Source organism: Streptomyces sp. MCA2, from assembly GCF_023544705.1.
In the GTDB taxonomy this organism is placed as follows: domain Bacteria; phylum Actinomycetota; class Actinomycetes; order Streptomycetales; family Streptomycetaceae; genus Streptomyces; species Streptomyces decoyicus.
This window is the reverse complement of sequence record NZ_JAMJFM010000035.1, coordinates 71,237-91,663: the sequence shown is the minus strand read 5'-3', so window position 1 is coordinate 91,663 and position 20,427 is coordinate 71,237. Positions and strand designations below refer to the sequence as shown.

Below are 20,427 nucleotides of genomic sequence, written 5' to 3'. Positions count from 1 at the left end.
ACGGCGCATTCAGGCCACTTGGCCGCACCCCACCCACCCCCGTTCCCCCTCCGGGACCGTGCCCCGTTCTCCTGCCCATGTGGACCGGCCGGCCCGTCCGCACCATAGTGCGAGCGAAACCGTCCGCCCACCCACTGTGACACAACTCGTTGCTCTTGCGAAGGAGTTGACGCGAAGCGGGCGGCGCGGCGTACTCATCCGGCCGGGTGCGGGCCACGGCCGACGAGCGCGTACGCCAGGCCCGAACAGTCGTGGCCACCGGCCGGATCGGGAGCGTACAGGGTCCACACCACGAAGGCCTCGAAGAGCAGTGGCAGCACGCCCAGTACCAGGAGGACCAGGGTCGGACCGGAGGCCCGGGACAGCGCCGGCACCCAGCCGCGCCGGAGTGCGCCCCGGTGCAGCACCGCGTACAGCACCGGGGCGGCGAGCCCGGCACACAGGCCTGCCCACCCGAAAATGTGCATCCGCAAGGACGGCCCGAAGTAGTGACAGTCGTGGAAGGTGTCGGCGGAGAAGGCGGCGGAGAGCACGGAGAGGACCGCGCCGAGGAGAATCAGCCCGGGTACGCCGAGCGCGGTCCCGCGGCGCCAGGAGGCCGGGGGCGGGGCCGGGGCCGGGAGCCGCGACACGGATCACTTCCCCATCAGCGAGCCGAAGTCGGTGCCCGAGCCCAGGAAGAACCCGGCGATGAGCAGGATCATCGTGGCCGGAACCATAAAGGTGGTGACGACCATGGTGGCCTTGGGGACCGCGCGGGCGGCCCGGCGCCGGGCGTTCTGGGCGTCGGTGCGGCGCATGTCGTCGGCGATCTGGATCAGGGTGTCGACGATCGGCGAGCCGAGCTCCTCGCCCTGCTGGAGCGCGGTGACGAACTGGGCGACCTGTTCGGAGTCGTTGCGTTTGCGTAGCTCCTCGAAGGCCGCGCGGCGGCTGACGCCCATGTCCATCTGGCGCAGTGTGATGCGGAGTTCATCGGCCCATGGCCCCTCGTACTTCTCCGCGACCCGGTCCAGTGCCTGACGGAAGCTCAGTCCCGCGCTGACCACGACGGCCAGGACATCCAGAAAGTCCGGAAGGGTGCGTTCGATGGTGTCCTTGCGCTGGCGGATCGCGGCCCAGATGCCGACCTCGGTCCAGAAGAGACCGAAGAGCACCATCAGGACGCCGAGCAGCGGCTGACCGCGCAGGAACATCACCAGCGCGCCGAAGAATCCGAGGGCCCCGTAGACGGCGCGCCGGGCGGCGTACCGGTCGACGGTCAGGCCGCCGGGATTGCCGGCCAGGTCGATCCGGCGGCGGACCCGGGCGGTGCGTTTGTCGCCCATCAGCCGCAGCACCAGCGGCGCATAGCGCATCCCGGTGCGGTCCACCGCGGAGCCGACCACCGTGGTGCGGGTCGCGCCGACCTCCAGGGACAGCGCCAGGTCCGGCGGCAGCCGGGCCTCGCGGCGGTAGAGCGCGATACCGCCGCAGATGCCGGCGACCGAGAGGGCGAAGGCCGCTGCCAGCAGAATTCCGATTCCCATTCCTGTTCCCCTGGGGATACCGATGCCGGTGCCGGTATCTAGACGTCGATCTTGGACAGCCGGCGGATGAAGAAGAAACCGAGCCCGTAGAGGGCGAAGGCCACCACGACCGCGAGCTGGCCGAGGAAGGAGGAGGTCATCCGGTCGATCGCGCCCGGAGCGATCCGGTTCATCAGCAGCAGCGTGCCGATACCGAGCAGCGGGACGACATAGGCGGTGACCACGACCTGGGAGAGCTGGGTGCGGACCTCACGACGGGTCTCCTTGCGCTCCTCCAGGGTCTTGGTGAGGTTGCGCAGCGAGCCGACGACGGTGCCGCCGGCGCGGTTGGAGAGCACCAGGGTGGTGACGAGGACGACGAGTTCGCGGGACGGGAGGCGTTCGGCCAGCTCGCCGAGCGCCTCGTCGACGGAGTGGCCGACGGCGAGCTTGTCGGAGACCTTGCCCAGTTCCTCACCGGCCGGCGCGTCCAGCTCCTCGGCCGCCATGCCGAGCGCGGTCCGCAGGGCGAGCCCGGCCTGGGTGGCGTTGGCGAGGATCCGGGAGAGCTCGGGCAGCTGGTTGATGAACTTCTCGATGCGCTTCTGCCGCTGCCAGTTGAGGAAGGCGAAGGCGGCCCAGACGGCGACCAGCGCGGCGATCGGGCCGAAGAACGGGGCGAGGGTGGCCTGCGCGATCAGCCACAGCGCGAGGACCGCGCCGAGCATGTAGACGAAGAATTCACCGGGGGTGACGTCCAGACCGGTGGCGGCCAGCCGCAGTTCGAGGCGGCGGCCGAAGCGGGTGCCGCGCAGGGCGCGGTCGACGGACGGGAAGCGTCGCTGCCGTCCGTCGGCCGGCCGCCCGCGCTCGTCGTCGAGCCGGTCGACGACGGCCTGCCGCTGGGCGCGCCCGGCCGCGTACGTCCGTACGCCGGCGATCGCGAGCACCCCGCACAGCAGGGTGGCGCCGATGGCGAGCAGGGCGAGGTGGTTCCCGCCGGTCATGAGAGGGCCTTCCGGGTGGCGAGTTGGGCGTCGTCGGTGGCGACGCCGAAGGCGGGCGGGGTGGGCTCGCTCGCCATGAAGAGGCGTTCGGCGACCCGGCGCGGCAGCGGGAAGTAGCGGAACCGCCCGTGCACGATGCGGTCGGCGCCCATCGGTTCGGCGTCGAAGCGGCAGACCGTCGCGATCCGGTAGTCCTCGTGGCCGCGCGAGTCGAGGAGGGCGATCTCGCTGATCCGGCGGGAGCCGTCGGCGTGCCGGGTGAGCTGGACGATGCAGTCGACGGCGCTGTTGATCTGGTCCCGCACCGCCTCGAAGGGGATCTTGACGTCCGACATGGAGGCCAGGGTCTGGAGGCGCATCAGGGCGTCCTCGGCGCTGTTGGCGTGGACGGTGGCGAGCGAACCGTCGTGGCCGGTCGACATCGCCTGGAGCATGTCGAGGGTCTCGCCGCCGCGCACCTCGCCGACGATGATGCGGTCGGGGCGCATGCGAAGGGAGTTGCGTACGAGGTCGCGGATGGTGATCCGGCCCTTGCCCTCCACGTTGGGCGGCCGGGACTCCAGCCGGATGACATGGCTCTGCTGGAGCTGGAGTTCGGCGGCGTCCTCGACGGTGATGATCCGCTCCCCGTCCGGAATCAGGCCGGAGAGGGCGTTGAGGAGCGTGGTCTTGCCCGCACCGGTGGCACCGGAGACCACCACATTGAACTTGGCCCGCACCAGCCCCGCCAGCAGCATCAGCATCTGCTCGTCGAGGGTGCCCATACCGATGAGTTCGGCGAGGGTGTAGGCGCGCGGGAAGCGGCGGATGGTGAGCGTGGCGCCGTTCAGCGCGAGCGGCGGGATGATGACATTGACGCGCTCACCGGACGGCAGCCGGGCGTCGACCATCGGATTGGACTCGTCGACCCGCCGGTTGACGGTGGAGACGATCCGCTCGATGGTCTGCATCAGCTGCTCGTGCGAGGCGAAGCGTACGGGCAGCAGCTCGACCCGGCCGGCCCGCTCGACATACACCTGGTCCGGGCCGTTGACCATGATCTCGGTGATCGAGGCGTCTTCGAGCAGCGGCTCCAGCACCCCCAGGCCGAGCGCCTCGTCCACCACCCGGCGGATGAGCTGGGCGCGTTCGGCGGTGGAGAGCACCGGGCCCTCACGGCTGATGATGTGGCCCAGCACGCGTTCCAGCCGCCCGCGGCGCTCGGCCGCGGCCAGCGAGGACATCTCGGCGAGGTCGATCTCTTCGAGCAGTTTGGCGCGGTAGACGGCGACCATATGGCTGTCCTGGCGCGCCTCACCGGCCGGTTCGGGGGCGACGATCCGGGCTTTCAGGCTCATCGCGGGGGTGCTCCTTCGTACGGGTCCGGCGCCCGGAGGCCCAGGGCGGCGGATTTCTGCGGGCGGGGCATGGTGGCGCTGCGGCTGGCGGAGCCGAAGTCCTTGATGCCGGGCAGCAGCGAGGGAATGGTGACGCGCACCGTCGCGCGGACCTCGTCGCCCCCGCCGTCCACCGAGACCTGCGCACCGCGCGAGACCCAGCCGGTCATCGCGGCCCGGCCGGCGGCCTGCGGGTCGGCCGGGTGGTCGGCCTCGTCCATCGAGGCGGTACGGGCCGCGGCGCGCGCTCCCGTACCGGCCTGCTGGACGGCGAACGCGGCGAGGCCGAGCTGGACCACCGCCAGCCCGACGACCAGCAGGATCGGCAGGAACCCGAGGAATTCGATGGAGACCGTGCCCCGGTCGCGGCCGTGGCCGCGGAACCGGGCCGGCAGGCGCAGGGCGCTCATCGGACGTCCTCCTTCGCGGCGCCGGCCGAGCCCTCGGCCGACCACGGGAAGGCGGCCGCGCCGGGGAAGAGCACCGGTACCTCGATGTCGACCGTCGCCTTCCACACGTCTGCCTCGGGAACGCAGGAGATCGTGGCGCCGCCCCGCCAGGAGCTGGGGAGTTCGTCCTCGGCGGCGGCGTGGCAGGCACCGGCGCCGCCCCCGTCCGTCGCGGTGCCGGCCCGCGCGCCGCGGTCGGCGGAGTGGGCCGCGAGCGAGTAGGCGTAGCCGACCAGCACCAGCTGCCACAGCAGGGCGAGGACCACCAGGATCAGCGGGAGCAGCCCCATGAATTCCACGGCGACCTGCCCCCGGTCGTTGCCGCCCAGCGGGCGCCGCACCGCTCAGCCCTCCTCGTAGGGACCGGCCGGATCGAACGGACCCGAGCCGCCGGCCGCCGCCGCGGAGCCGCGTCGCGCGCCGAACCGGAGGCCGGACCCTGAACCGGCCCCGGAGGCCGACCCCGATGCCGGGCCCTGACCCGGCCCGGAACCGGGAGCCGCCCCCGGCGTTATGGCCTTGCGCTTGCGCCCCGTCAGTGTCGGGCGCGCCCGGTGGCTGCCCCGGCCCTGCCGCACGGCCGGCGACTCGACCAGGCCGAGTTCGCCCGCCAGCGCCCACAGCGCCTGCCGGACCGTCGACTTGCCGTCGAGGTCCTGCATCCGGCCGGCGTCGACACAGGGCTGGAGCTCCTTGAAGGCGGCCGGTACATGGGTCCGGGCGACCTGGGTACCGGTGGCCTTGGCGACCAGCGGCGGCTGGATCTCGGTGTTACGGGTGAGGCGGTTGACCACCGTGGTGGTGTCCTCGGCCTGACGGATCTGCAACCGGTCCCACAGCCGCACCTGCCGCTTGGCGGCCCGTACGGACACCACGTCCGGGGTGGTCACCAGCAGTGCCACATCGGCGAGTTCGACGGCCGCGGCGTTGGCGGACTGCATCTGGGAGCCGCAGTCGACCAGCACCACTTCGTAGCGGGAGCGCAGCGCGCCGATGATCTGGCGGGCCGCCCGGTCGTCGACCTCCTCGCCGCGTTCCCCCTCCTCGGGCGCCAGCAGCAGCCCCAGGCCCGTGTGGTGGTCGTGCACCGCGTCCTGGAGCACCCGTACGGAGATGTCCGCGATGCCCGCCAGATCGACGACCGAGCGGCGGAACTGGACGTCCAGATAGGAGGCCACGTCACCGGATTGGAGATCCAGGTCCAGCAGCGCGACGCTGCGGCCCGCGGCCCGTGCGGCCAGCGCCAGCTGCACGGCGGTGACGGTGGTGCCGACCCCTCCCTTGGCGCCGGTCACGGTCACCAGGGTGCCGGCCGGCCCGGGGGCCGTCTCCGGTCCGGCCCCCAGGTGTACCCGTACGCCCGCCGACCACTGGGCGGCGGCCTGCACCCGCGCGGCCAGCTCGTCATAGCCGAGCGGGAGCCCGACGACGCCGCGGGCACCGGCGTCCATCGCCGCGGAGAACAGCGCGGGACCGGCGTCCGCGGTGATCAGGACGACGCCGACCGCGGGGAAGCGCAGTGCCACCTCGCGGATCAGCTCCAGCGCCGGCGTCGGGCCGATCCGCTCATGGACGAGCACGACCTCGGGGAGCGCCTCGACGGCGGACGGCGGACCGGCCGCGGGCGAGGCGGCGGACGATGCGGCGGCCCCCTGGGCGGCGGCGCCGGCCAGCGCGTCGAGCAGCGCCGCGGAGTCGGCGACGGTGGGCGCGGGCTCGGCGTCCGGCAGCTGGTTGAGCAGCGAGGACACCGCGCGCGCCGCGTCCGGGTCGCCGATCGCCGGGAGGATACGGATGGTCACCTGAGCCTCCGGGTCACTTGTCGCCGTCGAGGGTGTAGGTGCGCTGGCCGGGCGGGATGGTGGCCTCGCTGCCGGGGGCGATCAGGGCGAGCCGTACGTGCGAGGCGAAGGACTCGGCGTACGCGACCCGTTGGGCGTCCTGGGTGTTCAGCGCGAAGGTGATCGGGACGGCCTCCCCGGCCTGCCGGCCGGTGGTGGTGCTCTCGCCGGGGTCCTTGGCCTCCAGGGGCGTCAGCTTGCCGACGTCGATGACCTGGGCCCCGGAGACGATGACCTTGGAGACCGGCTTGTCCTCGGGGCGCTTGCCCTCGAAGGTGGCGAAGATGTTCACCCGGGCACCGGGGTTGATCTTGCCGGCCACGCCGGTCGCGGCGTCGATCATGATGGCGATCTCCTGCTGCCCGGCCTTCAGCGCGGGCCGCTCCACGATCATGTCGTCCTGCAACAGCGACCCCTTCTTCAACGGGGTCACCGCGATCCTGCCGCTGACCTTGTCGAGATCGGTCACGGCCGTCGGCGGCAGCCACCGCTGCGGCATCTTCACCTTCTCGAACTGCCCAGGATCCAGCGCTTTATAGGCCGCGACATCCGTCTTCAGCCGGTACGCCGTCTTTTCGGGACCGACCTTGGACTCGACGTTCTTGATCACCGACAGTACGCCGACGAACGCGCCGACCGCACAGAGAACCGACAGGAGCAGCAGGATCACTCCGCGGCGCTGGCGTGAGTTCATGGGGGAGGGACCTCGATCGGGACGGGGAGAAGGGGCGGGCGGTCGGGCAGGAGGCGGGCGGTCGCCGGACGGGGACCGGAGGAACGGCGTCCGGCGGGACCGACGGGATCGGCCGGTGGGGGCGGGGCACGGGCGGCCCGGTCGGGCTCAGCGCACGCGGGCCACCGTCCGCGGAGTGCCGGGGACGTCGGGACGCCCGGGGACGTCCGGGTGGGCGGGGACGTCCGGACGGCCGGGCACATCGGAGTGGCCGGGCAGATCGGAGTGCGCGGCGAAATCGGGGTGGCCGGGCAGATGCCAGTGGCCGGGGGCCCGGGGGCCGTCGTCGCATGCGTAGGGGTTGCCTGGCACCGGGCGCCCGGACCCGTACGGGTTCCCCGACGCCTGTGAGCCGCCTGCCGCGAGATCCGGCCCGCGGACGTCCCACCGCCCCGTTTCACCGCCGCCCTCGGTGCCGTCACCCCGTACGTCCGACACATCCGCCATGCCCGGCACGTCCGCCATGCCCGGCACGCCGAGCACACCGGCCACACCGGGCGGTGCCACCGGGGAGAGCCCGCGCTCGCCCCACGGCGAGGGAGACGGAGACGGTCCGTCCGGGGCCGCCGAGGGGGACTCGGGCGCACCCGTACCGCCGGACGGCTGCCCGGGGGCCGGAGCGGAGGCCGGCGCCGAAACAGGGCCCGGCGACGACGTGAACGTCGGCGCAGGCCCCGGCAGGTGAGGTGAGACAGGAGCAGCGGACGACCCGGGGGCCGGCACGGAAGCAGGCCCCGAAGCCGTCGCCGGAGCGGTGGCCGGGGTGGTGCCCGGAGTGGTGGCCGGGGTGGTGGCGCCGGCGGATGCCGTGGCGGCTGGAGCGGCAGCTCCCTGTCCCGGCCGGGTGGTCGGCCCTCCTATGGCCGCCGGCCCCTGACCCGGGCCGCCTATGGCCGCCGGCCCCTGCGCCGAGCCGCCACCCCCCGCCGCCCGTTCCCGCGCCAGTGGCGCCGCGCAGAACGCACAGCGGTCGCCGAGGAGTTCCAGCCCGCACCAGCCGCACGCCTCGCGCCGTACGGAGGACACCAGCTGATGCAGGATCGACAAGTCCGGTATGGCCGCCGCGAATTCGATGAGTTTCTGGGTCCCCCACCACCGGGCGGACTCGGCGGGCAGCCGGGCCTCGTACACCCCCTGCACCTGCCACGCCGGGGCGAGCGCCGCGGTCACCCACTCGGAGGTGAGCTGGCCGCGGGCGAGCGCGAGCTGCGTGGTGAACCCGGGCGCCGGCAGTCCGGCCTCGGTGCTGTGCCGGTCCAGATGCAGCAGCCGCGGCTCGGGGTGGGCCAGCACCGCGAAGTGGGCGCCGGGCAGCCAGGACTTCACATGGGACCGCAGATCGACCTCGATACGGTCCAGGCCGCTCACACTGCCCAGCAGGGCACCGGCGTGCACGTAATGGCTCAGCAGCCGTGCCGCGCTGGCCAGCACGCCGGGGCTGAAATCGCACAGCGACAACTGCCGCAGCTGACGGGCCAGTAACGCCACGCCCAGCGGCGGCAGGGACAGCGGCACGATGGCGATCCGGTCGCTCTCCAGGACGGAGCGCAGGGTGTGCAGGCGCCGGATGTGTTCCGGCGGGCAGGCCGAGGAGTACAGCACGACGAGGTGGCCGTGGTGCTCCAGCACCGCACTGGTCTCCGTCAGGGCGTCGTCCAGCGGCTGGAGATGCGGGGCCCGGAGCACGACGGCGGCGGGGGTCTGCCGGTCGGTCGCGGGCAGCGCGAGGTCAGGGCTGGTGACTGCAATCGCGGTCGGCACGTCGCTCCCCCACTCCCTCCGGCCGCCGGGGGCCCCGGGACCGCGGATCGGCACAGCTCTGCTAGGCGCCGTACGCTCAGCACTTTATCCACAGAGATACGTCCCAGAGAACACGTTCTGGGCTACTCGTCATCACCATCACCCCGTAGGGAAAGGGCGCATACCGGCCAGGCGGACATCAGGGGAACATCCGCTTCCGGCAAGACTCTTGACAGGGCCAATGGTCTGGACCACGTTGTACGACAAGCGCAGGGGCCCCTGAAACGCGCATCCGCACCACTCCCTCTCCCCTTCCCCCACACGGAGGCAGCCGTGGTTCGCGCACGATCAGGCACGTCCAGGAACAGGCTGACGGCAAGACTTCTGGCCGGACTCACCGCCACGGCCCTGACCTCGGCCGGCATCCTCGCGGCGGGCACCGCCCACGCATCCGGGGACCGCCCCCAGCCGTCCCCCGCCGCACACACCGCCGCCGTTCCCCGGCACGCCGTCACCGGCTACTGGCAGAACTTCAACAACGGCGCCACGGTGCAGAAACTGAAGGACGTCGACGACGCCTACGACATCATCGCGGTCTCGTTCGCCGAGGCGACCGGGACGCCCGGCGCCGTCGACTTCCACCTCGATCCGGCCGTCGGCTACGGCTCCACCGACGAATTCAAGGCAGACATCAAGGCGAAGCAGGCGGCCGGGAAGTCGGTGATCCTCTCCGTCGGCGGCGAGAGGGGCGCGGTGTCCGTCAACGACGACGCCTCCGCCAGGAACTTCGCCGACTCCCTCAACGGCCTGATGGACGCCTACGGCTTTGACGGCGTCGACATCGACCTGGAGAACGGCCTCAACTCGACGTACATGACGCAGGCGCTGAAGGCCGTCCATGCCGCGCACAGCGATGTCGTGGTGACCATGGCCCCGCAGACCATCGACATGCAGTCACCGCAGAACGAGTACTTCAAGACGGCGCTCGGCATCAAGGACTTCCTGACCGTCGTCAACATGCAGTACTACAACAGCGGTTCGATGAACGGCTGCGACGGCAAGGTCTACTCCCAGGGCTCGGTCGACTTCCTGACCTCGCTCGCCTGTATCCAGCTCGAGGGCGGACTCGACCCGTCCCAGGTCGGCATCGGCGTACCGGCCTCCTCCCGCGCGGCCGGCAGCGGATATGTCGCCCCGTCGGTCGTCAACGCCGCCCTGGACTGCCTCACCCAGGGCACCGGCTGCGGCTCCTTCAAACCGTCCAAGACCTACCCCGGCCTGCGCGGTGCGATGACCTGGTCCACCAACTGGGACGCCGCGGGCGGCGGTGAATTCGCCCGCCAGGTGGGCGCCCACGTCCACGGCCTTCCGTAACGAGCCCCGCCTCCCCGGCGGACACCGCCCCGCCCCCGCCGCCACCTGCGGCGCCCCGGCACCACCCCCCACACACCGCCAGGTCCCGCGCACCCCGTGCACGGGACCTGGCGTCCACCTACTGCGTGCTCACCTGCTGCGCTCTCACCTACGGGTGGCCGCCGGCTTCGGCAGCGCGCACCCGTCCGCACTCAGGTCCAGCTTGTTGCCGACACCGAAGCACTTCGGTATCCCGTACGTCTCCTGGGCGTAGTTGATGCCCTGGTGAACAGTGACGTTGCCGTTCTCGTCCACCTCGCACGGGTTGTTGACGGTGCACTTCTCGCCGTCCTCATTGCCCGTGTTGTTGATGGCCGCGACCTTGCCGGAGGCGGTGTCGATCACCGGCGATCCGGACGTACCACCGATCGTCTTGCACTGCGGGGTGTAGCGGACCGAGTCCTTCCAGGTCCAGTCGCCCTCCTTGAGAGTGGGCACGAACCCGTCGACGTTGCAGGAGTAGATCTTCTTCCAGTAGCCGGAGACGACGCTGATCGCCGCGCCCTTGGCCGGGTGGGCGGTGGCCAGCTCCAGCGGCTTGATCCCGTACTTCTGCTCGATCTGGGCGTAGGTCGAGGAGGTCTCGTAGAGCGAGACATCGGTGTCGGTCATCGTGGCGTACGCGATCTTGGTGGCCTTGATCGTGCCCGCCCGGCCTGCCGACTTGTCGAGCAGGGTGAAGCTCCGGCTGGACGGCTGGTCGACGATGACCTCGCCGGCGCCGGGCATACCGCTTTCCAGACAGTGGCCGTTGGACATCACCAGGGCCGGGTCATTCGGCTGCGAGGTGGGCATCCGGACAACGGAACCGGAGCAGTTGCTCAGCGCGACGGTGCCGGCGAAGTCCACCGCCTTGGTCTTGTGCTGCTTGAGGTGCTGCTGCTGGGGCTGCTGCGCCCTGTGCTGCGGCGCCGCGTGGGCCGTTCCGACGGTGCCGACCAGGGCTGCGGCTCCCAGCACGGCCGTGGCCAGGGTGCCGACGAGAGGTCGATTCATGTGGGGTCCTCTCAGCTTCTGTCACCGAAGTCCCTTCAGGGGCTTCGGTTTTGTCGTGCGCATTGTTGGCGCCACGGCCGCCGGTGGCAATGAATTTCCTGGAAACGATGGGAAGTTGCCGGGTTCGCCCTAACCGTCACGACCCACCCGCCGCCGGTCCCGCATCTGGCCGTTCCACGCCTTGACCCGGCCATGCCAACCCCTCATAACTGACAGTGTCGCTTCGCCTCACACCCCACAGGAGACCGCATGCGACCACGTATCCGCGGCGGACGCAGCACCGTCCTCGCCGCGCTCCTCACCCTCGCGCTCGCCGCCCCGATAGCCGCCGCCCAGGCGCAGGAATCCCCCTCCGAAGAGCCCACCGCCGGCACCGTCGAACGCACCGAACTCCCCCGTCAGTACGAGGTGACCGGCCCCGCCACGCCCGCACAGCGCACCGCCCTCGCCGCGACCGGCGCCACCCTCGACGAGGTCCACGGCCGGAAGGCCGTCATCACGGCGAACCGCGCCCAGGCCGCCGCCGTCCGTCAACTCGGCTACCCACTGCGCCTGTTGCCCGCCCCTCCGGCCGCCGCGCCCGCGGCCCCCGGCACCCGGATCAAGGACTTCCCCTCCGGCTACACGAAGTACCACACCTACGACGAGGCCACGAAGGAGATCGACGCCGTCGTCGCCAAGTACCCGGACCTCGTCACCAAGCAGGTCATCGGCACCTCCCACGAGGGCCGCTCCCTCCTCGCCCTCAAGCTCAGCAAGAACGCGGCCCAGGACGAGGCGGAGCCCGAGGTCCTCTTCACCGCCCACCAGCACGCCAGGGAACACCTCACCGTCGAGATGTCCCTGTACCTCCTGAACGAGTTCACCTCCAAATACGGGACCGACCCCCGCATCACCAAGATGCTCGACTCCCGCGAGATCTGGATCATCCCGGACCTGAACCCGGACGGCGGCGCCTACGACATCGCCTCCGGCTCGTTCCGCAGCTGGCGCAAGAACCGCCAGCCCAACACCGGGTCCAGCAGCGTCGGCACCGACCTCAACCGCAACTGGGACTTCAAGTGGGGCTGCTGCGGCGGCTCGTCGTCCAGCCCCTCCTCCGAGACCTACCGCGGCAAGTCCGCCGCCTCCGCCCCCGAGGTCCAGGTGGTCTCGAAATTCGTCCACAGCCGCATCGTCGGCGGCAAGCAGCAGATCAAGGCCGCCATCGACTTCCACACCTACAGCGAACTGGTCCTGTGGCCCTTCGGCTTCACCGACGACGACACCGGCCCCGGCATGACCCAGGACGACCACGACGCCTTCGCCACCATCGGCAAGGACATGGCCACCACCAACGGCTACACCCCCGAACAGTCCAGCGACCTGTACATCACCGACGGCTCGATCGACGACTGGCTGTGGGGGGACCAGAAGGTCTTCGCGTTCACGTTTGAGATGTACCCATCCTCCTTCGGCTCCGGCGGCTTCTACCCACGGGACTCGGTGATCCCGAAGGAGACCTCGCGCAACCGTGAGGCGGTACTGCGGCTGGTGGAGATCGCGGACTGCGTCTACCGGGCGATCGGCAAGGAAGGTCAGTACTGCAAGGGCAGTTGACGCCCTGCTGCCTGGTCGAGAGGCGGGCACGCGCCATGGGGGCGCGGCCCGCCGAGCCCGAGGTGGACGCACCTAGAGCAGGTGGTCGGCCTTACCTGCCTTTATCTCGCGGATGAGAGTGCGGAGAGCTTCTTGGGTGTCGGTCACGTAGGCGTCCTCGGCGCCCGCCACCGCAATGTAGGCGTTGCCCTGATCGTCGGTCCCTATGCGGAAGCAGTTGTTGCCTTCGCCGCAGTAGGGCTCTTCCCAGCTGATGTCTCGCATGGTGACCTCCTTACAGAAGGTGGTCGGCCTTGCCGGCCTTTATGTCACGGATGAGAGTGCGGAGGGCTTCGCGGGTATCGGTGACGAAGCTGTCCTCGGCGCCTGCCACGGCGATGTAGCCGTTGCCTTCTTCGTCGGTACCGAGGCGGAAGCAGGCCGAGCCCTCGGCGCAGAACGGCTCTTCCCAGCGGATGTCAGCCATGGAGTGCCCCTCACAGTTGGCGCACGATGCTCTGGATGAAGTCGCGCGAACGTTCGGGAGAGAGGCTAACCCGTTCCATGCCGTCCATCTGGGACCGGTACCGGGTCAACTGCGCCTCCAGATGCAGGAACTCCGGCCCGTGCGTGCTGTCCACCTGCACGGCATCCAGTTGCGGCACCGCGCCTTCCGCATAGATCACGGTCTGCCCGGCGCCTGGAAACTCCCCTGCTTCAAAGGGGATGACGCGCAAGGTCACGTGGTCGCACTCGGACATGGCGAGGAGGTGCTTCAACTGGGCGAGGGCAATCGCCCGGCCCCCGAACTGCATCCGCAGGGCGGCCTCATGAATGATGCCGATGTATTCGCACGGGTCATCGCCGTCCAGCACTTGCCGGCGTTCCATCCGGTGGGCAACCCGCAGCGCAATCTCGTGCTCCGGCATGGGAGGGACGCCCACGCGGAAGATCGTGGTGGCGTGGTCGCTGGTCTGCAACAGGCCCGGGATGTGCACCGTGTGCGCGGTGCGCATGCGTACGGCGTGCCACTCGAACTCGGCGATGTCCAGCAGGCCGGCAGGGAGGCTCCCGCGGTACTTCTCCCACCAGCCCCGGCTGGCCTGGGTCATGGCCGCCAGCGCATCGACATACTTCTCATCGCGGCAGTCACAGTTGCAGGCCAGAGTGCGCAGTCGCTCCGGGTTGATGGGGCGTAGGCCCGCCTCCATATTGGAGAGCCTGCTCCGGTCGACACCCAACAGGCCGGCGGCGTACTCGGCGGACATGCCTGCCGTTGTCCGCAGCTTCCGGAGTTCGGCGCCCAGGCGCTGCTGGCGTTCGGTCGGCGTTGTCCTCTGCGCCATGAAGTTCCTTCCGACTTCGGGATGTTGAGAAGTCTGCCGTGCGACTGGCTAGAGGAACTACCAAAGGTCAGAAAACTCCCGACGGAGTGGCAAATTTAACCCTCACTACCCTACAGTCAGTAACGCAACGCTTACGCTCCACGCAGTCGGAAGCGCATCGCGCGAGCCTGCCCGCGTCCTCCTGCCCTGGGAGAGGCGGGCCCGCGCCAGGGAGACAGGCCACTGACTGCCGTGCCATCAACCAACCCTCTGCAACAGGGAGTTGCCATGCCCGCAGCCGTGACCGTCTGCCCGCACCCCCTCGACACCCGCACCCCTCGCGTGCCGGAAAACCTGGCCTACAGCCTCACTCTTCCCGCCGCGCTCGCCAGTCCGGCCGTCGCGCGCTGTGCCGCCCGTACGATCCTGGAAGCGCACGCCCTGCACGACGTGACCGCCGCCGCGATCCAGGTGATCGGCGAACTCAGCGCCTCTGCCTGCCTGTTCACACCGTCCGACAGCGTCTACCTGTCGCTGCGCTATCGCGACGACGCGCTGCGCGTCAGCCTTTACGACGGGCACCCGCGCCATACCCACCGCCGTCTCGCGGCGGCCTGCGACGGCAGGCGGCGGTCCCTCCTCTTGCTGCTGGCCTGCGTGATGGAGACCTGCGATGGCGAGTGGGGGTTCGGGGCGTCTCAGGAGTCCGGCGACGGGACTCGGATGTGGGCCGTACTGCCGCGCGCAGGGGCTCGGGCGTACGGGCGCGCGGCCTGACGCCGAGGGGGCGCCCGATGCCGGGCGCCCCATTGGCGTACGTACGGAGGCGGGAAGTCGCCACCAGCATCTACACGGCCAGGCTCACCAGCGCCGCCACCGCGAACCCTGCCACCGACAGCACCGACTCCAGCACCGTCCAGGACTTGAGCGTGTCCCGCTCCGTGATCCCGAAGTACTTGCTCACCATCCAGAACCCCCCATCGTTCACATGCGAAGCGAAGATCGACCCCGCCGAGATCGCCATGATGATCAGTGCCAGATGGGCCTGTGACATGCCCTGGCCCTCGACGAGGGGGACGACGATGCCGGCCGTGGTGACGATGGCGACCGTGGCCGAGCCCTGGGCTACGCGCAGGACGAGGGAGAGGAGGTAGGCGAGGACGATGATGGGGAGGCCGACGTTGTGGAAGGTGTCGGAGAGGGCGGTGGCCACGCCGCTGCCCTTGAGGACGGCGCCGAAGATACCGCCGGCGCCGACGACCAGGATGATGTTGCCGACCGGCTTGAGCGAGGCGGTGGAGACGGTCTCCAGGGACTTGCGGGACCAGCCGCGGCGGATGCCCAGCAGGTAGTACGACATCAGCAGGGCGATCGTCAGGGCGACGAAGGGGTGGCCGAAGAACTCGATCACCGAGCGGCCGGTCGAGGGGGCCATGGCGATGGAGGAGAAGGTCGCCAGGAGAATGAGGAGCAGCGGGGTGCCGATGATGGTGAGGACGGTGCCCAGGGGGACCGGCGCCTCGTCGGGCCGGCCGCCGGCCGCGGCCTTCTCCGCGGTGACCGCGGCCTTGGCTTCGTCCGCCGCCTCGACCATGTCCTGCGGGACGGGGACGAAGAGGCGCCTGCCGATCCAGGCCGCGTAGCCCCAGGCGGCGAGCACCGCGGGGATGCCGCAGAGGATGCCCATGAGGATGATCCAGCCGAGGTCGACCTTGAACAGACCGGCGGCGGCGACCGGGCCGGGGTGCGGCGGCAGGAAGGCGTGGGTCATGGACAGGCCCGCGAGGAGCGGCATGCAGTAGAGGAGGATCGACTTGCCGCTGCGCTTCGCCGCCGCGTAGACGATCGGTGCGAGGACGAAGATGCCGACGTCGAAGAAGACGGGGATGCCGAAGATCAGGCCGGTCAGGCCCATGGCGAGCGGTTCGCGCTTCTCGCCGAAGAGGCGGAGCAGCCGGGAGCTCAACACCTCGGCGCCGCCGGAGACTTCGAGGATCGCGCCGAGCATGGTGCCCAGGCCGATGATGATGGCGACGTGTCCGAGGATGCCGCCCATTCCGGTCTCGATCATCGAGACGGCGTCGGATTTCTGGACCGTGCCGAAGAGTTCGGTGACGGAGAGCCCGGCGGCCAGGCCCACCGCGATGGAGACCGTCAGCAGCGCGACGAACGGCTGTAGCCGGACCTTGATGATCAGGACGAGGAGCAGGGCGATGCCCAGGGCGGCGACCGTCAGAAGTCCCGCGGTGCCCGGTATCAGGGCGAGCAGTCCACCGGTGTGGGGTGGTGGCGCGGGGGTGGCGGGCGTGGCGGCGAGGAACATGGGGTGACTCCGTTGTCAGGCAGGGGCGGTTCCCGGGAGGTCCGGGGTGTCCCCTGGAAGGCATCTCCAGGCAGGGGGGTCCGCGGCACGGCGCCCCGTCGGTACGGGGCGCCGTGCCGTGCGGCGAACAGTGCGCTCGGGATAGCGCTAACGGCAGGCGGGGCAAGGGTTCTGGTGCCTCAGCTCAGGACCGCGAGGGCGTCGATCTCGATGAGCAGGCCCTTGGGCAGACCGACGTAGACGGTCGTGCGGGCGGAGGGTGCCTCCTTGAGGCCCTGCTCCTCGAAGTAGGCGTTGTAGATCTCGTTCATCTCGGCGAAGTGATCCACGTCGGTGAGGTAGACGCGCATCATCATGACGTCGTCCCAGCTCGCGCCGCCCTCTTCGAGGATGGCTTTGACGTTGGCGAACGTCTGGAGGGTCTGCTCGCGCAGGGTGGGGCCGGCCGGGGTGGGGGCCTGGCCCTCGGCGGCGGGGAGGAAGCCGACCTGGCCGGCGACCTGAAGGAGGTTGCCCTTCTTGACGCCGTGGGAGAACTTCGCGGGCGGGGTGGTGTGGGTGGCCGGGGTGAGCGCGATCTTCTCGGTCATGGTGTTCAGGCTTCCTGTACGGGGCCAGTGGTTACTGGGGGATTGCGGTTCCGGAGTACTCCCGGCTGATGGTGTCGGCGGTGCGGCGTACCAGCGGGAGCAGTGTGAGGAGTTCGTCGGCGGTGACGACGACATTCGGCGCGGAGACCGACATGGCGGCGACCAGGCGCCCGTCCGCGCCGCGGATGGGGGCCGCGACGCAGTTGATGGACTCCTCGTGGCCACCCAGGTCGGTGGCCCAGCCCTGTTCGCGGACCTTGGCCAGTTCGGCGAGGAACGCCGTGGCGTGCGGGGTCGAACGGGACGTGTAGAGGGGGTAGTCGAGCTTCTCCGCGAGGGCGCGGCGCTCGGGTTCGGGCAGGTCGGCGAGGAGCAGCTTGGCGACCGCGGCGACGGTGATCGCGACGGGCTTGCCGATCCGGGAGTACATCCGGACCGGGTAGCGGCTCTCGACCTTGTCGATGTAGAGGACCTCGTTCTCCTCGTGGACCGCGAGGTGGACGGTGTGTCCGCACTTCTCGTTGAGGGCGACGAGGTGGGGGTGGGCGATCTCGCGGACGTCGAGGTTCTCGACGGCCTGCTGGGCGAGGGCGAAGAGCCGGGCGCCGAGGCGGTAGCGCTGGTCGGACTGGCGGTAGACGAGGCCGTGTTCGTGGAGGGTGCGCAGCAGTCGCAGGGCCGTGGACTTGTGGACGCCGAGCCGGTCGGCGACCTGTCCCAGGTCGGCGGGGCCCTCGGCGAGCAGCGGCAGGATGCTCAGCGCGCGGTCGACGGTCTGGCTCATGTTCGTGCCCCGCTTCGCCCGGCCCTGTCGTCGCCAGGGGCGCACCTCTCAATAGTTGGCTCGCTTCGCTCGTTCACCGCGTACGTACCTCCTCGTCGGCCCTGCGGCCGGATGTGTCGGCTGCGGTCCAGCCGGGGCCGAGGTGCAGTCTCCCCCAGGCCTCGTCGTCGAGGTCCGCCAGGCGGTCGGCGTGCGCGCGGCCCGGCGGGGTGGCGAGATCGCCGGGGACGGTGAGGGCGGCGGCCGCCCACAGGTGGCCGTGGCGGATGCGGGTGCGGACGGGGAGGCCGCGCAGGGTGGCGGAGAGGAATCCGGCGGCGAAGGCGTCGCCGGCTCCGGTGGCCGCCACGAGGTCGACGTTCAGGGAGGGGACGAAGGTGGCGGTGGACGCGGCGGCGTCGCGGCGGCGGTCCGTCCCGGTGGTGCGCTGGAACACGGTGGCGCCGGCCTTGCCCTGTTTGACGACCAGGATGTCCGGTTCCGGCAGTGCTTCGGCGATGGCCCGTGCCCCGTGCAGGCCCCAGGCGTCCCGGGCCTCGTCGTCGCCCACGAAGACGAGGTCCGCGCCGCGGGCCAGTTCGAGCAGGGCCCGTGCCTGCGCCGGTTCGCGCCACAGGCCCGGGCGGTAGTTGACGTCGAACGAGAGGAGCGGACGCCCCGGGCGGCGGGCGGTCAGCTCGCGCATCAGGCCGAGGCAGTCCGCGGACAGCGCCGCCGTGATGCCGGACAGGTGCAGGATCCGGCCGGAGCGGATCGCCGCCGGGTCCAGGTCCGCCGCCGTCATGGCGGAGGCGGCGGAACCGGCGCGGTAGTAGGCGACCTCGTGGGTGTCGGTGGCGCGGTCCGCCGCGGTGCGGAAGTAGATGCCGGTGGGGCGCCGCGGGTCGCGCCGGACATGGCGGGTGTCGACGCCGCAGTCGGCGATGGCGGCCAGGAGGTGGTCGCCGAAGCCGTCGGTGCCGACCCGGGAGATCCAGCGTGCGGTGTGGCCGGTGCGGGCAAGGGTGCAGGCGACGTTGGATTCGGCGCCGCCGATGGCGCGGTCGAAGGACGGTACGTCGGCGAGCCGTCCGGGCCGGCTCGGCAGGAAGGTGACCATGGACTCGCCGAGACAGACGACGTCGACGTCCGGGACGGGTGAGCCGTCCGGGGCGGGGGTGTCGCCGGTGTTCGAGGACCTGGTCACGATCGGTTGCGCTCCTTCGCTGTGGTGCGTGCCCGGGAGGTGTGCCGCAGGGGTTCCGGCCGTGTGCCGTATCCGGGTTCCGGCCGTGTGCCGCACGGCGTTCCGGCCGTTGCCCGCCGCGCTTCTCACCATTGACCGGGCGATGGCTCGGATGTTAGACAGCGGTAAGCGATATGCGCAATGAGTGTTGCAGAGAGTGCAACAAGGATCTTTGAGGAGGCCCCATGGCCGGCGAACGGCTCGCGCAGGGACTCGAGGGACTCGCGGACGAGCGGGTCGACCACCGCTTCAAGGCGCTCCCCCCGGACGCCGAGGGCCGGACCGTCGGCGAGCTGGCCGCCGAGCGCCGCAACCTCTTCAGCGATGGGTTCACCACCCCCGTCCTCGCCCTCTCCGCCGAGTCGGTCGCACACAACCTGGCCCTCATGGAGACCTACGCCACCCGGCACGGCCTGGCCTTCGCCCCGCACGGCAAGACCTGCATGGCACCGCAGCTCTTCGCCCGCCAGCTGGAGCACGGCGCGTGGGGCATCACCGCCGCCGTCCCCCACCAGGCCCGCGTCTACCGCACTTACGGCATCGAGCGGATCTTCCTGGCCAACGAGGTCGTGGACGCGGCCGCGCTGCGCTGGCTCGCCGGTGAGCTCGCCGCCGACCCCGGCTTCCGCTTCATGTGCTACGTCGACTCGCTGCGCGGTATCGAGCTGATGGACACCGCGCTGCGCGAGGCCGGCGCCACCCGCCCCGTGGATGTCGTCGTCGAGCTCGGCGCCGGTGAGGGCGCCCGTACCGGCGTGCGCACCGAGGCCGAATGCCTCGAACTCGCCGATGCCATCGCGGGGGTGGACACCCTCCGCCTGGTCGGCGTCGCCGGCTACGAGGGCGAGGTGCCCGACGCCACCCCCGAGCGGGTGACCGCCTGGCTGCGCCGACTGGTCGCGCTGGCCGTGCAGTTCGACAAGGCGGGCCGGTTCACCGACCTCGACCAGATCGTCATCAGCGCCGGCGGCAGCGCCTGGTTCGACGCGGTCGCCGATGTCTTCGCCGAGATCCCCGAGCTGTCCGCGCCGGTCCTCAAGCTGCTGCGCTCGGGCGCGTACGTCTCGCACGACGACGGCCAGTACCGCAAGCTCACCCCCTTCAACCGCGTTCCGGAGGAGGGCGCCCTACAGCCCGCCTTCCGCCTGTGGGCGCAGGTCGTCTCCCGCCCCACCCCCGAGCAGGCGTTCCTCAACGCGGGCAAGCGCGACGCCGCCTACGACCTCCATCTGCCGGAGGCCCAGGTCGTACGGTCCGGCCGGGACGGCACCCTGCGCGAGGCGAAGGGGGTCACCGTCACCGGCCTGTCCGACCAGCACGCCTGGGTCTCCACCGAGCGCGCCGGCGACCTGGAGGTCGGTGACTGGGTCGGGCTGGGCCTGTCGCACCCGTGCACGTCCTTCGACAAGTGGCAGCTGATCCCGCTGGTCGAGCGGGACGGCACGGTCACCGATTTCATCCGCACCTTCTTCTAGACCATCCGCACCTTCTTCCGGACCAGGGGGCAGGAACCTGCCCGCCCCCTCCTGACCCCGGCGG

Annotated in this window: 21 protein-coding genes; 4 read left to right on the top strand and 17 right to left on the bottom strand. The window is 70.8% G+C overall.

Features of this window, described 5'->3' with window-relative positions; translation table 11 throughout:
- Window positions 1-194 precede the first annotated feature (194 nt).
- From M8I34_RS26390 to M8I34_RS26350, 9 genes are all read right to left on the bottom strand, one after another.
- Entirely contained in the window at window positions 195-632 is a 438-nt protein-coding gene (locus tag M8I34_RS26390) for a hypothetical protein (protein ID WP_250053260.1), read from the bottom strand.
- 3 nt (window positions 633-635) lie between these two features.
- Window positions 636-1,529 (bottom strand): DUF5936 domain-containing protein, encoded by an 894-nt coding sequence (locus M8I34_RS26385; RefSeq protein WP_250053258.1) that lies wholly within the window; start codon window positions 1,527-1,529, stop codon window positions 636-638.
- 38 nt (window positions 1,530-1,567) lie between these two features.
- On the bottom strand, window positions 1,568-2,515 hold the full coding sequence (locus M8I34_RS26380) for a type II secretion system F family protein (RefSeq protein WP_250053256.1): 948 nt from the start codon (window positions 2,513-2,515) through the stop codon (window positions 1,568-1,570).
- Entirely contained in the window at window positions 2,512-3,852 is a 1,341-nt protein-coding gene (locus tag M8I34_RS26375; RefSeq protein ID WP_250053254.1) for a CpaF family protein, read from the bottom strand. Before M8I34_RS26375 ends, M8I34_RS26380 begins: the two co-directional genes overlap by 4 nt.
- Window positions 3,849-4,301, bottom strand: coding sequence for a TadE/TadG family type IV pilus assembly protein (locus tag M8I34_RS26370; protein ID WP_250053252.1), 453 nt, complete (start codon window positions 4,299-4,301; stop codon window positions 3,849-3,851). The genes M8I34_RS26375 and M8I34_RS26370 overlap by 4 nt, the downstream gene beginning before the upstream one ends.
- Window positions 4,298-4,681 carry a TadE family protein gene (locus tag M8I34_RS26365; RefSeq protein WP_250053250.1) on the bottom strand — a complete coding sequence of 128 codons (384 nt, stop codon included), beginning with the start codon at window positions 4,679-4,681 and terminating at the stop codon, window positions 4,298-4,300. The genes M8I34_RS26370 and M8I34_RS26365 overlap by 4 nt, the downstream gene beginning before the upstream one ends.
- Window positions 4,682-4,684: 3 nt before the next feature.
- Window positions 4,685-6,142: a P-loop NTPase gene (locus M8I34_RS26360; RefSeq protein WP_250053248.1), complete on the bottom strand. Its 1,458-nt coding sequence runs from the start codon at window positions 6,140-6,142 to the stop codon at window positions 4,685-4,687.
- Between the two features lie 13 nt (window positions 6,143-6,155).
- Window positions 6,156-6,875, bottom strand: a complete 720-nt coding sequence (cpaB, locus tag M8I34_RS26355) for a Flp pilus assembly protein CpaB (protein WP_250053246.1) — start codon at window positions 6,873-6,875, stop codon at window positions 6,156-6,158.
- A gap of 147 nt (window positions 6,876-7,022) precedes the next feature.
- Entirely contained in the window at window positions 7,023-8,675 is a 1,653-nt protein-coding gene (locus tag M8I34_RS26350) for a hypothetical protein (RefSeq protein ID WP_250053244.1), read from the bottom strand.
- Between the two features lie 312 nt (window positions 8,676-8,987).
- Between M8I34_RS26350 and M8I34_RS26345 the strand changes: the two genes are divergently transcribed.
- Complete coding sequence (locus tag M8I34_RS26345) at window positions 8,988-10,028, top strand: chitinase (RefSeq protein WP_250053242.1); 1,041 nt, start codon at window positions 8,988-8,990, stop codon at window positions 10,026-10,028.
- A gap of 144 nt (window positions 10,029-10,172) precedes the next feature.
- Here the strand turns inward: M8I34_RS26345 and M8I34_RS26340 are convergent, their stop codons facing one another.
- Entirely contained in the window at window positions 10,173-11,063 is an 891-nt protein-coding gene (locus tag M8I34_RS26340) for a trypsin-like peptidase domain-containing protein (RefSeq protein WP_250053240.1), read from the bottom strand.
- A 249-nt stretch (window positions 11,064-11,312) separates the two neighbouring features.
- Between M8I34_RS26340 and M8I34_RS26335 the strand changes: the two genes are divergently transcribed.
- A complete protein-coding gene (locus tag M8I34_RS26335; protein WP_250053238.1) occupies window positions 11,313-12,662 on the top strand; it encodes a M14 family metallopeptidase in 1,350 nt (449 codons plus the stop codon).
- A 72-nt stretch (window positions 12,663-12,734) separates the two neighbouring features.
- Here the strand turns inward: M8I34_RS26335 and M8I34_RS26330 are convergent, their stop codons facing one another.
- The 3 genes from M8I34_RS26330 to M8I34_RS26320 are packed head-to-tail and all read right to left on the bottom strand — an operon-like array spanning window position 12,735 to window position 13,987.
- Window positions 12,735-12,926 carry a hypothetical protein gene (locus tag M8I34_RS26330; protein ID WP_250053236.1) on the bottom strand — a complete coding sequence of 64 codons (192 nt, stop codon included), beginning with the start codon at window positions 12,924-12,926 and terminating at the stop codon, window positions 12,735-12,737.
- Window positions 12,927-12,936: 10 nt separating this feature from the next.
- Entirely contained in the window at window positions 12,937-13,128 is a 192-nt protein-coding gene (locus M8I34_RS26325) for a hypothetical protein (RefSeq protein ID WP_250053234.1), read from the bottom strand.
- 10 nt (window positions 13,129-13,138) lie between these two features.
- Entirely contained in the window at window positions 13,139-13,987 is an 849-nt protein-coding gene (locus tag M8I34_RS26320) for a helix-turn-helix transcriptional regulator (RefSeq protein ID WP_250053232.1), read from the bottom strand.
- A 267-nt stretch (window positions 13,988-14,254) separates the two neighbouring features.
- Here M8I34_RS26320 and M8I34_RS26315 point away from each other — a divergent pair, with 267 nt between their 5' ends.
- Window positions 14,255-14,743, top strand: a complete 489-nt coding sequence (locus M8I34_RS26315; RefSeq protein ID WP_250053230.1) for an ATP-binding protein — start codon at window positions 14,255-14,257, stop codon at window positions 14,741-14,743.
- Between the two features lie 70 nt (window positions 14,744-14,813).
- Here the strand turns inward: M8I34_RS26315 and M8I34_RS26310 are convergent, their stop codons facing one another.
- The 4 genes from M8I34_RS26310 to M8I34_RS26295 all read right to left on the bottom strand — a co-directional run bounded on the left by M8I34_RS26310 (window position 14,814) and on the right by M8I34_RS26295 (window position 18,849).
- A complete protein-coding gene (locus M8I34_RS26310) occupies window positions 14,814-16,289 on the bottom strand; it encodes a GntP family permease (protein WP_250053228.1) in 1,476 nt (491 codons plus the stop codon).
- Between the two features lie 179 nt (window positions 16,290-16,468).
- A complete protein-coding gene (locus tag M8I34_RS26305; protein ID WP_250053226.1) occupies window positions 16,469-16,879 on the bottom strand; it encodes a RidA family protein in 411 nt (136 codons plus the stop codon).
- A gap of 31 nt (window positions 16,880-16,910) precedes the next feature.
- Window positions 16,911-17,663, bottom strand: a complete 753-nt coding sequence (locus tag M8I34_RS26300) for an IclR family transcriptional regulator (protein ID WP_250053225.1) — start codon at window positions 17,661-17,663, stop codon at window positions 16,911-16,913.
- A gap of 73 nt (window positions 17,664-17,736) precedes the next feature.
- Complete coding sequence (locus M8I34_RS26295) at window positions 17,737-18,849, bottom strand: sugar kinase (RefSeq protein WP_374210989.1); 1,113 nt, start codon at window positions 18,847-18,849, stop codon at window positions 17,737-17,739.
- 224 nt (window positions 18,850-19,073) lie between these two features.
- Between M8I34_RS26295 and M8I34_RS26290 the strand changes: the two genes are divergently transcribed.
- On the top strand, window positions 19,074-20,363 hold the full coding sequence (locus M8I34_RS26290) for an amino acid deaminase (RefSeq protein ID WP_250053223.1): 1,290 nt from the start codon (window positions 19,074-19,076) through the stop codon (window positions 20,361-20,363).
- Window positions 20,364-20,427: the final 64 nt, after the last annotated feature.